This is a genomic window from Micromonospora reichwaldensis (assembly GCF_031845925.1).
In the GTDB taxonomy this organism is placed as follows: Bacteria; Actinomycetota; Actinomycetes; order Mycobacteriales; family Micromonosporaceae; genus Micromonospora; species Micromonospora reichwaldensis.
Genome location: NZ_JAVRFL010000008.1, coordinates 90,111 through 105,719, shown reverse-complemented (window position 1 = coordinate 105,719; position 15,609 = coordinate 90,111). Strand labels below are relative to the sequence as shown.

The 15,609-nt window shown below is 72.1% G+C and carries 13 protein-coding genes and 1 pseudogene; 9 read left to right on the top strand and 5 right to left on the bottom strand.

The window, feature by feature from the left end; all coding sequences use genetic code 11:
* Nucleotides 1–44 precede the first annotated feature (44 nt).
* Entirely contained in the window at nt 45–293 is a 249-nt protein-coding gene (locus RM555_RS08990) for a hypothetical protein (protein ID WP_311411302.1), read from the bottom strand.
* 18 nt (nt 294–311) lie between these two features.
* A pseudogene (locus tag RM555_RS08985) lies at nt 312–1,550 on the bottom strand (IS701 family transposase).
* A gap of 235 nt (nt 1,551–1,785) precedes the next feature.
* On the opposite strand from RM555_RS08985, the gene RM555_RS08980 reads away from it, so the two are divergent.
* Both RM555_RS08980 and RM555_RS08975 read left to right on the top strand, forming a co-directional pair.
* On the top strand, nt 1,786–2,031 hold the full coding sequence (locus RM555_RS08980) for a hypothetical protein (RefSeq protein ID WP_311411301.1): 246 nt from the start codon (nt 1,786–1,788) through the stop codon (nt 2,029–2,031).
* Nucleotides 2,032–2,235: 204 nt separating this feature from the next.
* Nucleotides 2,236–2,691: an endonuclease/exonuclease/phosphatase family protein gene (locus RM555_RS08975; protein ID WP_396888718.1), complete on the top strand. Its 456-nt coding sequence runs from the start codon at nt 2,236–2,238 to the stop codon at nt 2,689–2,691.
* A 96-nt stretch (nt 2,692–2,787) separates the two neighbouring features.
* Here RM555_RS08975 and RM555_RS08970 read toward each other — a convergent pair whose 3' ends face one another.
* Together RM555_RS08970 and RM555_RS08965 are read right to left on the bottom strand one after the other, a co-directional pair.
* A complete protein-coding gene (locus RM555_RS08970) occupies nt 2,788–3,216 on the bottom strand; it encodes a hypothetical protein (protein WP_311411299.1) in 429 nt (142 codons plus the stop codon).
* Nucleotides 3,217–3,839: 623 nt separating this feature from the next.
* Nucleotides 3,840–4,220, bottom strand: a complete 381-nt coding sequence (locus RM555_RS08965; RefSeq protein WP_311411298.1) for a YccF domain-containing protein — start codon at nt 4,218–4,220, stop codon at nt 3,840–3,842.
* 163 nt (nt 4,221–4,383) lie between these two features.
* Between RM555_RS08965 and RM555_RS08960 the strand changes: the two genes are divergently transcribed.
* The 5 genes from RM555_RS08960 (at nt 4,384) to RM555_RS08940 (ending at nt 7,863) form a co-directional block, all read left to right on the top strand.
* Complete coding sequence (locus RM555_RS08960) at nt 4,384–4,656, top strand: GlsB/YeaQ/YmgE family stress response membrane protein (RefSeq protein ID WP_311411297.1); 273 nt, start codon at nt 4,384–4,386, stop codon at nt 4,654–4,656.
* Between the two features lie 138 nt (nt 4,657–4,794).
* Nucleotides 4,795–5,736, top strand: coding sequence for a cation diffusion facilitator family transporter (locus tag RM555_RS08955; protein ID WP_311411368.1), 942 nt, complete (start codon nt 4,795–4,797; stop codon nt 5,734–5,736).
* Nucleotides 5,737–6,175: 439 nt separating this feature from the next.
* A complete protein-coding gene (locus RM555_RS08950; protein ID WP_311411296.1) occupies nt 6,176–6,331 on the top strand; it encodes a hypothetical protein in 156 nt (51 codons plus the stop codon).
* A gap of 81 nt (nt 6,332–6,412) precedes the next feature.
* Nucleotides 6,413–7,636, top strand: a complete 1,224-nt coding sequence (locus RM555_RS08945; RefSeq protein ID WP_311411295.1) for a cytochrome P450 — start codon at nt 6,413–6,415, stop codon at nt 7,634–7,636.
* Nucleotides 7,633–7,863, top strand: a complete 231-nt coding sequence (locus RM555_RS08940; RefSeq protein ID WP_311411294.1) for a ferredoxin — start codon at nt 7,633–7,635, stop codon at nt 7,861–7,863. Before RM555_RS08945 ends, RM555_RS08940 begins: the two co-directional genes overlap by 4 nt.
* A gap of 109 nt (nt 7,864–7,972) precedes the next feature.
* Here the strand turns inward: RM555_RS08940 and RM555_RS08935 are convergent, their stop codons facing one another.
* On the bottom strand, nt 7,973–10,678 hold the full coding sequence (locus tag RM555_RS08935; protein WP_311411293.1) for a helix-turn-helix transcriptional regulator: 2,706 nt from the start codon (nt 10,676–10,678) through the stop codon (nt 7,973–7,975).
* A gap of 522 nt (nt 10,679–11,200) precedes the next feature.
* Here RM555_RS08935 and RM555_RS08930 point away from each other — a divergent pair.
* Nucleotides 11,201–13,831, top strand: coding sequence for a lantibiotic dehydratase (locus tag RM555_RS08930; protein ID WP_311411292.1), 2,631 nt, complete (start codon nt 11,201–11,203; stop codon nt 13,829–13,831).
* A gap of 69 nt (nt 13,832–13,900) precedes the next feature.
* Nucleotides 13,901–15,601, top strand: coding sequence for a thiopeptide-type bacteriocin biosynthesis protein (locus tag RM555_RS08925; protein WP_311411291.1), 1,701 nt, complete (start codon nt 13,901–13,903; stop codon nt 15,599–15,601).
* The last annotated feature ends 8 nt before the right edge of the window (nt 15,602–15,609 follow it).

Here is a 15,609-nt window from a genome sequence, read left to right as displayed (position 1 = left end):
TCGGTGGTCTGGTGCGCGCCGTGGTCTCGCGGGTTCAAGCGAGATTAGTGCGGGTCGTGGGGTTGATCGGGTAGTGGCCAGAGGACGTGGTACGCGTCTTCGGTGCCTGGAGCGCATCGTCGGCTGATGTCGATGAACACCGAGCCATAAGGCGATTCGACGCACCAATGCTCGAACTGGTCCAACTCTTGGGCCGCGTAGCGTGCGCGCAGCCTGGCGAGTTGGTGAATCTCCGCGTCGGTCATGCGATCTGGGGTGGCGTCCTCGGCGACCATCTCGTCATCTTGCTGCATCAGATGATGGTGGGCCCGTCAGGGTTCGGCGAGGGCCTGCCGGGCGTAGTGACTGCTTCTGGCGCTTGCTTGATGCCGTCGTCGGTAGATGGACCAGGTGATGACGTCGGCGACGCGTCGGACAGGATCGATGACCAGGGCGTGGAACAGGCGGCGGAGTTCGTTGACGGTGATCGCGATCAGGTCGTCGGGGCTTACGCTGCTGACCGCGGTGGCTGCGGCGAGGAATGCGTGAGCGGCGATGACCAGGGTGGTCCAGCGGTGCCAGGCTTTCCAGCGGCGGTGTTGATGCTGATCCAGGCCGAGACCGGTCTTGGTGGCCTGGAACGATTCCTCGATGCTCCAGCGCCTGCCGGCGACGGCGACCAGGTGGTGCAGCGGGACGAGTTGTGGTGACCAGCAGCGGTAGAACGCCTTTTCACCAGTGCTGCGGTTGCGGCGGATCAACAACCAGTGATGGCCTTGATGCTGATCGGCGGCCAGCGGCAGGGTGATGAATGCCCAGTCGTAGTAGCGGTGTCCTTTCGCGCCGGCACCGGCTGAGATCCGCTGCCATGCCCGTTGCGGCAGGCCAGTAGTGATCTGGTCGACCCGCTGGACGCCAAGGGCAGTCGGAACGCGGTGCGAGCAGGCGACCGTGAGGACGTATCCGAGCTTGTGGCCTCGCAGTGCCGCTGCCAACTGCGGGTCACCGCCGTAGGCTTCGTCGCCAGCGACCCACCGGCACGGCAGCCCGCCGGTGACGGCGGCCTCGATCAGACGGCGTGCCAGCTGTGGTTTCGTGGCGAACGTGACGGTATCGGGAACACCGGCCTCAGCCCTGCGGGCAGGATCGTCGGTTCACGATTTCGGCATGTAAAGGGCGACGTCGACCAGGGTGTGACCGAGCGATGAGGCATAGGACAGGTGCACCGCGAGCTGACAGTTCTCGATCTTCCCGGCGGTCCCGGAGTACTGCCGCTGCACGCCGACGGTGTGGGTGCCTTTCTTCAGATCGCCCGTCTCGTCGACCAGCAACACCCCGTCCGGGTGCCCGAGACGGACCGTCACAAAGTCCCGCACGTCGGCACGGACAAGCGCGTCGTCCCAGCTGGCTCGGCCCATCAGATCCTGCATCCCACCGGGGCCGTCATCGCCGGCGTGCTCAGCGATCGTCCAGCAGTTCTTGACCGGCAACGGAGCAAGGAGACCAGCGACGAAATCGCGGACCCGGCGTCGTGGTTCGGGCCGGGCGAAGCGTGCCTCGATCGTTTCCATCAGCTCGTTGAAAAGCTCAGACCATCGCTGAGCGTCTACTCTGTAGGCGGCAGCCACCGCCGCATCTTGGGTCCACACAACCACGAGACTCAGCGGTGCTGCTTGCTGACCACGGACAAAACCACACCGTCACAGCAGGTCAGAACGGATCTCCTGCTGGAGTACTAGGGCAGTCTCGCCGCGTTCGTCGCCCTGCCGGCGCTGGCCGCACCGCTGCTGCTGGGGCCGTGGGGCGGTGGTTCCCCCCGCGCTGCTTGCCGCCTTCCTGGCCTGCGACGCCAGGATGTACGGCTTCGTGCTGCGCCGGCGCGGCCTGCCGTCCCTGCTCGGCTTCGCCGGCCTGCACTTCCTGGTCAACGTCACGATCACCGCCGGGGTGGCGACCGGCGCGGCGCAGTGGCTGCTGTCGCGCACGTTCCGGCAGCTCTACGACGCCTCGTTCCCGGTCGGAGGCACCCCCCCCCGGTGGGAATCGGCGTGACGACGGCCGCGCCGGTGACCGCCGCCGGCACCGAGGCGACGCCGCCCGCCACCGCGCGGCGGCGTCGCTGGCCGGTGGCGGTCCTGGCCGGCGCCGGCGCGCTCTGGCTGGTCACCGTCTCCCGCCTGCCGGTGCTGCGGCAGGTGCCGCTGGAGCCGGCCGGCCGGCCGGCCTGCCGCCGGCGGTGGCGGGAGCCGGCGACCAGTGGCGCTACAAGACCTCCGCACCGACCTGGACCTCGGCGGCGGCCGGCGACAACCTGCATCTGCCCGTGCAGCTATCGCCCGAGCGCGGCCCGTTCGACGGCGACTTCTACCGGGTGCTGCGCGAGCAGCACGCCCAGTGGGAACCGCAGGGCGGGCGCTGGCCCGTGACGTGGGGTCCAACCCCCATCCGGTGTTGCTCGCCGGGGACCTGAACACCAGCCCGGCGATGGGTGACCTGCGCAAGCTGCCCGACGGCCTGCGCGGCGCCGGTCACGCGATGCCGTCGCTCTACCCGGCGGGCTGGGCGGAGTCCGCCGGCTGGCCGCGGTGGTGGCGGCTCGACTGGGCGCTCGCCTCGTCGGCGGTGCGGGTGCACTCCTACCGCTTCGGCGACGCGGGCGGCGTCTCCGACCACCGTCCGCAGGAGCTGCTGGTGTCGCTGGGCGACGGCTGACGCGTCGCGTCCGGTCGTACCGGCCCGTGCGGACGCACCCGCCGGCCCGGGATCGCTCGCCTGGCCCGGCCGCCGGTTCCGGTCCTCGTGGCGCGGTCAGAGCCCGGCTGCGGCGTCGTACCGGCGACGCAGGTCTGCCATTTCCGGCCCGGTCAGCGCCTCCTCGCGCGCCTGCTCCACGTACTTCTGCGGGAACATCTCGCGCAGCCGGTCGACGAACGCGACGTCGGCGCTCGCCTCGACCACCCGAATGCCGGGGGGCTCGATGGACATGTCCATGATCACCGGGCCGACGAGCTTGACGGCCCAGTCCCACGGACGCTTCTGCTCGGCGATCCCGCAGAGGCGGAAGCCGTAGACCGTCCGCACGTCGGCGAGGGCGGTGGCTTCCGCCGGCTCGTGACCGTAGACGCGGACCCCGCAGACCACCGCCGGTCTCGCCCTGCCCTCGATGGCGGCGTGCGGTGCGTCATGTCCAGCGTGGTGGTGTTGCCCCGGGTCCACCTGCTCGAGCGTGCTCCGCATTCGGACCATGATCCGTGTCCGCAGATCCGTCGGCTCGGCTTCCGGTCCGGCCGAGTTGGCCAGTACGACCGCGCCGGCCGTCAAGGTCAGGATCGCCGCCACCCACACGAATCGATTTCGGTACCATCCCGCGAAACTCTGCCGGGAGAACATGCTCACCTCTTGTCTGGTCGCCGCTTCCGGTGCCATGGCAGACGGCCCGGATGCCTCCGGCCGGTCGGATCTCGGGCGTCGGCTGTGGTGGGACACGTACGGCAGGGACGGTTGCCCAGGGGTGTGCCCGTCGTACGTGGAGGCGGCCCGGCGAGGCGACGCGCGAGGGCCGGTCAGACCGGCGCGCTGCCGGCGCTGCTGCTCCCGTGCTGCCGTTCCCAGCGCGGTTGCCCCCGCGCTGCGGCGATGTGAGCCATTGCAACACGACCCGGACCGCTCCGGCAACATCGACGACGCTCATCGTCGTGCCGGTCTGGTCGGCCGGCGTCCGCGTCCGATCCCGGTGCGCCTCAGAGGCCATCAATCCATGACGGTGGCCGGACAGGTAGGCAGCCCGGTTCGCTGCGGCCAACTCGGCGGAGGCGGCCAGCCACAGGTCGGCGACGGGGTTCGGCCGGCAGGCTGCCACCCTATGGTGCGTCGATGACTTCGCGGCCGAGGGGCCAGAGTGCGGCGGGGACGAGTTTGAAGTTGGCGATGCCGAACGGGATGCCGATGACCGTGACGCAGAGGGCGATGCCGGCGAGGATGTGGGACAGCGCCAACCACCACCCGGCCAGCACCACCCAGAGGACGTTGGCCAGCCCTGACGCGATCCCGGCGCCGGGCTTGGGCACGACGGTGCGGCCGAACGGCCACAGGGAGTAGAGGGCCAGGCGTAGCGATGCGACGCCGAACGGGCTCGTGACGACCAGAGCGAAGCAGATCAGCGCGGCGATGCCATAGCCAGCGGCGAGCACGAGACCCCCGCCGAAGACGAGCCACAGCACGTTGAGCACAAACCGGATCATGTCTTCGAGCATGACTGCCGGGCGCCACCCGGGGTGGCGCTGCGGAAGGGGCCGCTCGCTGGCTGACCGCGGCCACGTTCCCAAGGCGACTCACGGCGGTTTCGGCACTCGCAGGGCAGGGCAATGATCGGAGCCGACGACAGCAGCTCTGGAGGGATGGCTCGTGGAGGTCACCGGCTTCTTCACCGCGATCATCATCGGCCTGATCATCGGCGCACTCGGTCGGCTGGTCGTACCTGGCAAACAGACCATCCCCATCTGGTTGACGCTGCTCATCGGTGTGGTCGCCGCGATTCTCGGCACCCTCGTCGCCGGTGCACTCGGTGTCGACGACACCGCCGGCGTCGACTGGATCGAACTGGCCATCCAGGTCGTCTTCGCCGCGATCGGCGTGGCCGTCGCCGCCGGCGCCTACGGCCGCCGCCGCGTCCACTGACCGTCACACCGCCCGTACCGCCGGCTCGCCCCTCAAAGCGGGCCGGCGGCGTGCTGCCGGCACCTGCGGCACCACCCCGCCGCGCCGCTGGCACAAGGACCACCCACACCCATGACGTACGACGAGAGGGAACAACTGATGGCGGCGGAGGGCAGCACCAAGGCCGTGGTGACAGCGCTGGTCGCGAACCTGGGCATCGCGGTGAGCAAATTCGTCGCCGCAGCGGTCACCGGGTCGGCGTCGATGCTCGCCGAGGGCGTGCACTCGGTGGCGGACTCCACGAACCAGGCGTTGCTGCTGGTCGGCGGTAGACGCGCCCGCCGCGCCCCGTCGGCGCTGCACCCGTTCGGGTACGCCCGCGAACGCTACGTCTACGCCTTCATCGTCGCGATCATCCTGTTCACGCTCGGTGGCCTGTATGCGCTCTACGAGGGCTACCACAAGATCAGTGATCCCCACGAGCTGACCGCACCGCTGATCGCCGTCGCCGTACTGGTCATCGCGATCGCGCTGGAGAGCTACGCCATGTACACCGCCGTCAAGGAGGCCAACAAGGTCCGCGGCAACCGAGGCTGGGTCTCCTTCGTACGCCACGCCCGCGCCCCCGAACTGCCAGTGATCCTGCTCGAAGACGCCGGAGCCCTGCTCGGCCTGATCTTCGCGCTGTGCGGGGTCGGCGTCAGCGTGCTCACCGGCAACGCCATCTTCGACGGCATCGCCACCCTGTGCATCGGTGTCCTGCTCGTCGCCATCGCCGTCGTCCTCGCCGTCGAGACCAAGAGCCTGCTCATCGGAGAGGCCGCCCTGCCCGAACAGGTCGCCGCGATCCACACCGAGCTGGTGTCCACCCCCGGCGTCGACCGGGTCATCCACCTGCGCACCCTGCACCTCGGGCCGGAAGAACTCCTCGTCGTGGCGAAGATCGCCGTCGGCACCGCCGAGCCGGGAGCCGACGTCGCCGCCACCATCGACGACGCCGAGGCGCGGATCCGGCTGGCCCTACCCACCGCCACCACGATCTACCTCGAACCCGACATCGACCGACAGCCCACCCGCACCGATGCCCACCTGACCCCTTGAGCAGGAGAAGGTCAAGGACGCCTTCGAGAGCTGACCTGGGCCGGGCAGTGCGCGGCAGGGAGATGACTGAACGGCCACGACGCACAACCCGTCGTGGCCGTTCCCTGTGCGAGCTGACTTGGAGTCTGGGCCCGCCTGGCGGTTGGTCGTCAGCCGTCGTCGTCCTCGACAGAGGGGCGATGAGGCCGCCGGGCCCGTCAGCCGTCTTGTCCACTCGGTCCCTCTCATCCACCACCTGCACTACTAGGGCGTGTGTCGAAGTCCCTGGCCGGCCTGCGGCGGGCCCAGGCAGCGCCCGGCGGCGTTGGAGATCGGTCCGGATACGACACCGGTATCCGGACCGATCTCCGCCTTGCCGGACGCCGCCTGGACTCCGCCTCGGCTCGACCGAGGACTTCGACACACGCCCTAGCCGCGCCTGAACGGCAGCGACATCAAGATGTGCTTCAGCGGCAACCTGGCGCTCTACTTCGGGACGCAGGACTACACGCGTACCGCCGGCTGCGGATCCGGCGCGACGCCGCCGGCCGCCCGGTCGCCCGAGCCGGGTCGCCGGCCCGGCGGGACGGTCGTGGGCGCCGCACCGGTCGGGTGACGGGGATTGTGTCGACCTTCGCCGGTGGGTAACGTAGCGCATCGATATGGCTACCCGCTGTTGTCGTCGGAGGTGGTCCATGTGACAGGTGTCGTGGAGGCGGAACTGCCCCTCTGGCCGCCGGTAAATCCCACCCGAGGTCCGTTCACCCCGTTGGACGAGGCCGAACGAGACCGCTACGTCGGCCCGGTGAGGCGGGTGCGGCTGCCCACCGGGGCTCCCGCCTGGCTGGTCACCCGGCACGCCGACGTCCGCCAACTGCTGCGCCACCCCGCCTTCAGCTCCGACTTCCGCCGCCCCGGCTTTCCGTTGCTGCGCCCGCTGCCGCCGCAGGCGGCCGAGGACGGCAGGGGCTCGTTCATCCAGATGGACGGCGGCGAGCACTCCCGCCTGCGGAGGATGCTCACCGCCGAATTCATGATCAAAAATGTCCGCCGGATCGAGCCGCTGATCCAGCGCACCGTCGACGAGGCGCTCGACGTCCTGGCTGCCGCCGGGCCTCCGGCCGACCTGGTGTCGTCCTTCGCCCTGCCGCTGCCGTCCATGGTGATCTGTCACCTGCTCGGCGTCCCCTATGCCGACCACGACTTCTTCCAGACCCGCAGCCGCACCCTGCTCGACCGCGAGATGCCGCCGGCGCGGGTCCAGCGCGACTTCGAGGAGCTGCGTGACTACATCCGCGCGCTCGTCGACGCCAAGCGGGCCCGGCCCGAAGGGACGGACGACCTGCTCAGCCGGCTGATCCGGGAACGGGTCGAGCCGGGGGAGCTCGACGTGGACGAACTGGTCGGAATGGCGCTGCTGCTGCTGATCGCCGGCCACGAGACCACCGCCAACATGATCGGGCTGAGCGTCCTGCGGCTGACCCGGGACCCGGGGCAGTACGCGATCCTGCGTGACGAGCCCGACCGGGCGGCGGAGCTGGTGGAGGAGTTGCTGCGCTACCTGAGCATCGTGCGGACCGGCCTGCTCCGGGTGGCCACCGAGGACGTCACGATCGGTGGTCGGCTGATCCGGGCCGGTGAGGGCGCGGTCGTGCTGATCTCCCTGGCCAACCGGGACGCCGACGTCTTCGACGAGCCCGACCGGTTCGATCCGTACCGGCAGGCGCACCAGCAGGTGGCCTTCGGGTTCGGGGTGCACCAGTGCATCGGGCAGCCTCTCGCCCGGGCCGAGCTGCGTATCGCGCTGGTGGCGCTGGCTCGCCGCTTTCCCGGCCTTCAGGTGACGGCGGCGCCCGAGGAGTTGAGCACCCGGGACAGCTCGGTCGTCTTCGGACTCGACGCTCTGCCGGTGACCTGGTGACCGCCGGCGGCCGGCCCGTCGGCGAGGAGGCGACGGTGCGGGTGGAGGTCGACCGGGACGCCTGCTGCGGGTCGGGCAACTGCGTGCTCGCCGCACCGGAGGTCTTCGCGCAGGACGACTCCGACGGGCTGGTGCTGCTGCGGGCCGCCGCGCCGCCGGCGGGAAGCGGCGAGCGGGTCCGTCGCGCCGCCGATCTCTGCCCGGCCGGGGCCATCCGGGTCGGCTGAGGCCACCGGAGCCCGCGCTCTTCGACCTCCGGGAGCGCCGACCCGGGGGCGTCCGTCACCCTTGCCAGGCGTACGCCGGGCGGCGCTGACGGCCGACGCACCGCTCACTTCACCGAGGTTCCCCGGCCGGCGTCGTCGTGTGCGACCGGAGCATCGTCCGGGCCAGGCTCGCCCGGTTCGACACGCCGAGCTTGCGGTAGATCCGGCCCAGGTGGGTGTCGACCGTACGGACGCTCAGGAAGAGCCCGTGTGCGACCTCCACGCTGGTCATACCTCGGCTCACCAGATCGGCGATCTGCCGTTCACGCTCGGTCAGCACGGCCAGCGGGTCGCCACCCCTGGTTGACGCGTCGGGGGCGAGACGGCTCTGCTGTCGGCGGACCCGATCGACCAGACGGGCCGAACCGCACTGTTCGGCGAGCGCGGCGGCCCGTCCGAGCCAGGCGCGGGCATCGTCGGTGCGGCCGGCGTCGACCAGCACGGTTCCCGCCGCCGCCATCGTCCGGCACAGGTCCAGGTCCAGTCCGCGACCGGCGAAGCATTCGACTGCCTGCTCCGCGTCGGCCAGCGCCGGGCTGGTTTCCCCGCGTGCGGCGTACAGCCGCATGCGGGCGCGCATCAGGAAGCCCTGACGGCTGACGGAGAGGTTGCGCACCGAGGCCTCGGCCAGGTCGACCCACCGGCTCGCGTCACGCTTGTCACCCATCCGGAGCGCGGCCATGGACAGCGCCTCGTACCACCGGGACCGGTTCGGCGGGGCGATCCGTGGCATCTCCGGGCCGCCGAGAGCGTCGAGCATCAGCCGACGCCCGCGTTCCGGCTCCGCCACCTTGATCAGCAGGTCCGCCAGGAGGCAGGGCACGATCGCATCCTCGGCCGGCCCCTGGTCCCGGATCAGGGCGAGGGCCTGATCACCCAGGGCGATCATCGCGGCGGCCTCTCGGTCGGAGTCCTGCCAGTACCGTACGAGCGCGAGAAGCGCGGCGACCGAAGCCCGGGCCGTCGACGTGCCTTCCGGTTCGAGCAGTTCCGCGGCTTCCTCCAGGGTGCGGCCGGCCCGGTCGAGTAGTCCACGTTGCAACTCCACCGCCCCCAGCGAGGTCAGGATGGCGGGAAGGATGAACCGTTGTCCGGTTCGGCGGGCCTCCTCGGCACCCCGGGACAGGTGCCGTTGCGCCTCGGTGAACCGGTGCAGGGCGTCCTCCGTCGCGCCCACCAGGTAGAGGGCCGGCAGGTTGGTGACGACGCTGCTGTCCGGCGTGGTGTCCACCAGATCGGCCGCGACGTCGGCGGCCCGGTCCGCGGCGTCGCTGTCCGCGGCGAGCAGGTGCGCCATCGCCATCTGGGCGACGGCGGCCGCCTCCCCGAGCCGGTCCCCGTGCTGTCGGGCGATGGTGGCGGCCTCGCGGGCGTTCAGGCGGGCGGCTTCCTGATCGAGCCGGTCGAGGGCGAGTGCCGCCAGTTCCGTGTGCATGGCCACGGCCGTGGAGGGAGTGGAGGGATGGGTGGTGCCCCGCAGCGCGGCCAGCCCCTCCCGGATCAGAACCGACGCCTCGGCGTGCCGGCCCTGGATCCGGCGTACCCGGACGGCGACCGCCATGGTCGAGGAGAAGTCCCCGCCAGGTATGCGGATCGCCCGGGGTAGGAAGGTGTGCACCAGTTGCTGCACGTCGCATCGACCGCCGCGCAGCAACTGGGCCCGCAGGGCCAGCACCTGCGCTTCGTACCAGCGGTCGTCGCCCTCGGGCAGCACCTGCAGCGCGGCCTCCAACCACTCCAGGGCATCGGCCGGTGCGTCGTGCATGGTGCTCCGCGCCGCGTCGATCAGAACGGGCAACTGTTCAGGACGGCCCGTGTCGAGGGCCCGCGCGATGTGGTGGGCGCGCTGGGTGACCGGAGCGCCGCGAGCCAGCAGTTCGGTCTCCACGCGCCGGTGGGCGGCGAGGCGTTGGCTGGGGCCGATCTGCGCGTAGACGAACCGACGGACGACGTCGTGCCGGAACGCGAAGCGCGGCAGCAACTGCACCGGGCGCATCAGGTCCAGCTCGGTGAGGGTGTCCAGGGCGGACAGTGTCTCCGTGACGTCCAGTCCGGCCACCGCGGCGAGCAGTTCCACCGGACCGGGGGTACGCAGCACGGCGGCTGCCTGGGCGACCCGCAGTTCGCGGTCGGCGAGTTCGGCCAGCTCGCCGAGCAGGATCAGGTGGGCGTCGGTCATGGCCTGCGCGTCTGCGGCGGCCAGCAGTTGCAGGTAGAGCGGGTTGCCGTCACCCTCGGCGTGCAGCCGGGTCAGGTCCGGCCGGTCACCGAGCAGCTCGCGGGTCTGGCCGAGGTCCAGTGGACCTAGTCGGTGCTGGGTGAGCTGGCCGCGTGCGGCCGCCCGGGACAGCACCGCCGCCGCCCCACGGGACAGTTGTCGGTCCCGGTAGGCGAGGACCAGCAGCACCGGCGCGGTGGTGGTCAGTTCGATCAGCAGCTGCATCTGGTCCCGGTGCGCCGTGTCGAGCAGGTGCACGTCGTCGAGCAGGACGAGGGTGGGTTCCGCTCCCACCACGACCGGCGGACCGGTGCCCGTCCGGCCGCTGGCGGCGACCACCGTCAGGGTGTGCGCCCTGCCCTGCGCCGCGAGGGCGGAGATCAACGTGGTCTTGCCGATGCCCGGTTCTCCGGCGAGGGCGACGGCTGCGCCGGTTCCCGTGTGCAGGTCGTCGAGCTGACGACGGAGTGCGGCGAATTCCGTCCGGGGCAGCGGGTGACCGGTCGTCCGACCGGATTTCCGTCGAGTTCGTACGAGCCGGTCGGCCGGGCTGGGCATCATCGGACGGTGTGGCGCGACGGCCGCTGGCTGTGGCTGCGGGTGCGCGACCGCAACCCCAGCGTGCTCAGAAAAGGCCGTTTACCTGGCATTAGGGATCCTTAGGGGGAAGATCCTCTTTGGGGATGTCGAGTACACAAGGCGGACGCTTCACAGTCAACAGCCCACCGCACTCTTCGATCCGGCCAGATCCCGAGTTGATCGGTCCAGGTGTAGTTTCCCGGCGGAGGAAGGATTGCCGTCGATCTGGCACTGGGGTAGAAAGACGGCGGGCCGTCGATGTCAGCCGGGCGACGAGCGTGCCCGCCGCCGTCCGGAGCTGGTCGAGGCCGATAGAGCCGCGGTCCGCCGCCCGGCACCATCCGGAGAAGTACGCAACCGGCTACGCAGCCGGCACCTGCCACCGAGTACGTAACCGGATCCGTAGTTGTGCGGACGCCTCCCACGGCCATGGCTGCGAGTGTCGGCGGACACGCCGTCACCGTCCTCCAGCAGGAAGCGGTCAGGGGGAGAGGAGACAGGATGATCGGGACCACGGTCGGCGGGACGCCGGCGCCGGGCGTACGCCGGGTCGGGCCCGTCACCCGAGCGCCCGAGGTCACGGTGGCGCCGTACGCGATGGTGCGGGTCGCCGGTGTCACCCTCCCGGAACCGTCGGCCGTGACCGAGGAGTTCCGGGGCGTCGCCGCCCGCCTGCTGGAGCTGACCGCACGCGCCGAGCGAATGGCCGCGGCGCTCGCCGACGTGCTGCACGAGGGGGTCGTCCGGGCCGCTTCCGACCAGCGTCGGGTGCTGCTGGCCCTGCGCCGCGACGTGCACAACGGGCGCAGCCCGTCGGCGGCGTCGCGTACCCGGCTGGCCGGCTGGACCGACCACCTGCCCGGCCTGGCGTCCTGGCTTGGCCTCCGCGACGACATCGACCGGCAGACCGCGGAACTCGACGCCCTTCTCGCGCCGGCGCTCGCCGCCGACCGGGTCGCCCTGGCCGAGCTGTGCCGCGCCGAGGAACTGTCCCGGGCCGTCGCGCTGACCAGCGTGGACCTGCTGCGGGCGCTGCGCCGGGCGGCCGAGCAGGGCCCGGCACCCGACGACCGGGCCCGCAAGTCGGAGGCCACCGTGCTCCGGTACGCGCTGCGGGCGGCCACCAGGACCGTGCCGCTGTCCTGGTTCACCCGGGTGGGCTGGGGCCGCTGGGACGGGCCGGTGCCGGACCCGACCGGCTCCCCGGAGGTGGTGGCGGTCGCCAACGCCGACCGGGCCACTCTGTCCGCCCTCGTCCACGCTGTGCTCCGGCACCCCGACCGTCGCGGCGATCTGCCCCACACGCTGGCGCCCGGCCTGCGGGTGGACGGGGCGGTGATCCGGCTGCGTCGGCAGACACCGGCCCCCGACGCGCCACCCGGGGTGCAACGGGAGGAGGCGCTGACGCTGCCGCTGAGCCGGGCGCTGCGGCACCTGCTGGATCTGCTGGAGCCCGGCGGGGTGGCGACGCCGCACCAGCTCGCGACGGAACTGGCCACCCGGCTGCCCCGTCCGGCGTCGCAGGCGTCCGCGGCGGCTCGGGCGTACCTGCACGCGCTCGTCGAACAGGGCGTGCTCCGCCCCGCGTACCCGGTGGATCCGCAGGCCGTCGACGGCCTCGCCGCGGTCGCCGACTGGCTGGCCGGGATCGGCCTGGCCGACGTGGCCGTGTCGCTGCGCGAGATCGATGCCCGGACCACCGCGTTCGCCGGTCTCGACGCGACCGGACGGCCGGCGGCCCTGGCCGGGCTACGCTCCCGCTGGGACGCGGCCTTCGCCCTGCTCGGCGCGGACCGCACGGGTCGTCCGCAGCCCCTCACCGAGGACGTGACCCTGGTCCGCCCGGTGGGCCTCGGCCGGGCCCACGGCCGGGACCACCGGGGCACCCTCGCCGCGCTGACCCCGCTCTTCGAACTCTTCGACCAGCACGCGGTGGTCCGCCGCCTGGCCCGGGACCGCTTCGTCGCCCGCTACGGCGTGGGCGGCCGCTGCGGGTCGCCGACGGAGTTCGCCGAGGAGTACGGTGCGGTCTGGCAGGCGACGCACCTGGTCGGCGTCGACGGCACCCTGGACCCGACGCTCGACCTCGCCCCCGGTGACGAGCTGCGCGAACTGGCCCGGCTCCGGGCCGACCTGGTGGCCGCCGTCACGACCGACGACGATGGAAACCTGGCCGTCCCCGACGGGCTGCCCGACGCCGTCGCCCCCAGGCTGCCCCGTTGGCTCACCAGCCGACCCGGCTCGTACGCGGTCTTCGGACAGTCCTGCCACGACGGCGCGTCGTTCTGTGTCAATCACGTGTACGGCGGCTGGGGCCGGTTCACCAGCCGATTCCTGCGGCAGCTCCCCCCGGAGGCCGAAACGGCCGTCGCCGCCCAGCTCCGGCGCCACCTCGGCGCCCGGGTGGCCCAGCTCCGCCCGGTCAACGGGTTCAATGGCAACCTGCATCCGCTGCTCGTCGGCGACGAGATCGCCGACGACCGCCGCCACGGAACCCTGGTCCCGGACGACCTGCACCTGGTCCACGACGTCGCCACCGATCAGGTCCGCCTGGTGGTCACCGCCACCGGTGAACCGTTGGACGTGGTCTATCTCGGGTTCCTGGTGCCGCTCATGCTGCCCGAGCGCCTGACCAGCATGCTCACCGACGTGGGCACGGGATCGGTCGGACCGGGCGGGGCCATGGCGGCCCGACAGCTGCGCCGCACCCCGGTCGGTCCGGTCTGGTGCCGGCCCCGGCTGCGGTACCGGGAGGTGGTCCTCTCCCGGGCGGAGTGGCGGCTCTCCGCGGACATCGTCGCCGCCTGGCGGGCCGAGCTGGACGCCCGGCCCGCTGAGGTGGGACGTACCGCCGTGCGCTGGCGACACCTGCTCGGCCTGCCCGAGCACGTCTTCGTCAGCGCCGCCGCCGTCGAGGGCGCGAAGGGGTTGACGGCGTTCATGTCCTACCTGGAACAGCCCCGCTCCCAGTACGTCGACCTCGCGAGCGCGCTGCACCTGCGTTGCCTGTCCCGGACCCTGGCCCGCTACCCGGACGGTGTCGTCCTGGAGGAGGCACTGCCCGCCCCCCGTCCCGGGCAGCCGGCGACGGAGGTCGTGATCGAGCTGTACCGAACGGGCACCGATGGGTGAGCCCCGGTCGACGGCCGCCGCCGACGTCGTCCGGCCGCGCCGGCTTCCGACCTGTCCGGAGGAGTTCCCATGCCCGTGACCGCCGCCCCCGTCCACCCTGGCCGGGGCTCCTTCCACAGCCTGCACTGCTATCTGCACTGGAGTGCGGAACACGTCGATGACTTCATCACCGGCACACTCACACCGCTCATGGAGGGACTACGTCGGGACGGGACGATCGCCGACTGGTTCTTCATCCGCTACTTCGACGACGGTCCCCACCTGAGGGTGCGGGCCCGGGGCGCCGAGGCGCACGGGCACCGCCGGTGGCAGGAGCAGTTGGTGGCCGCGGCCCGGGCCGCCGACCATCCGCTGCTCGACCTCAGCACCGCCGGCCGTCCGGGCTGGCCGGGGCACGCACAGGCCCGGCAGGTCGACTACGAGCCGGAGACCGAGCGGTACGGCGGCCCGGCCGCGCTGCCGGTGGCGGAGACGGTGTTCGGCGCCTCCAGCCGGATCGCCGCCGAGGTGGTCGCGCGTACGCCGGGACCCGGCCAGCGGATGGTGGCGGCCACCGACCTGGTCCTCGCCACCCTGATCGCCCTCGACCTGGACATGCTCGCCGCGGCCCGATGGCTACGCCGCAGCGCGACCGCCTGGCGGTGGCACCCGGAGAGCACCACGCTGACCGCGGGCACTGTGCAGGGGCCGGCGCTCGCCGCAGCCACCACGCAGGCCCGCTCGGTGGTACGGCGCTGGCACGAGATCACCGCCTCCGCGGCGGACGGCTCCCGGATCCGGGACCGGTGGGCCGCCCAGGTGCGCGCCGCCCGCGCCCAACTGGAGAGCCTTGCCGGCGGCGGCGACCAGTGGGCCGGGGTGTGGGCGTCCCAACTGCACATGCTGCTCAACCGGTTGGGCATCATGCCCGACGAGGAGCGCTCCCTCTACCACTTCCTCGCTGCCGCCTTACTGGCGCCGGACGGCCCCACCGACTTCTTCGCCGACGGCACCGCCAGCCCTGACCGGCGGTACCTGGCGGCCAGCAGCTACGCCCCGGGCCGGATCGAGGGGCAGCGGCCGCGGACGTCGGACCGGACGCGGCAACGCGACCGGCGACGGTCCGGCCCACCTCTGGCACTTCCCCCCGCCGCACCCGTGACGGCCGCGCTCGGCGACGCGCTCACCGCGCGGGCCAGCGGACGCGGTACGCTCTGCGGCCCGCTGGATGCCGCGCACCTGGCCACTCTGTTGTGGACCGCCAGCGGGGCGAGTGATCGGGCCGACAGGCCCGGGGTCCGCCGACCTTACCCGAGCGCCGGCGCCAAGTACGCGGTCCGGCTGCGCCTGCTGGCCCGGGACGTGGCCGGCGTCCCGGCCCACCAGTACGAGGTGGACGCCGAGTCCCGGCTCCTGCTGCCCACCGGCCCGGTGCCCACCGACGCCGAGCTGGCCACCGCGTCGATGTGGTTCAAGGCCGGACCGGCGACGCAGTCGGCGGACACCCCGGCCAGCCAGGAACGGATCGACCTGTCGGCGCTGCCGGCGCTGCTCGGGGTCTACGTCGACCTGCCCGTGCTGCGGGCCACCTACGGCCTCCGGGCGCTGCGCTTCGGCCTGCTCGAGGCCGGTCACCTGGCCCAGAACCTGGCCCTCACGGCGGCGGCGACGGGACTCGGGCTGGGCATGGTCGGTGGGTTCTACGACGACATCGCCCACGAACTGCTCCTCCTCGACGGGGTCGACGAGGTTCTCGCCTACCTGCTCCCGGTCGGCCGGCCCGCCGGGTGACCCCTGGC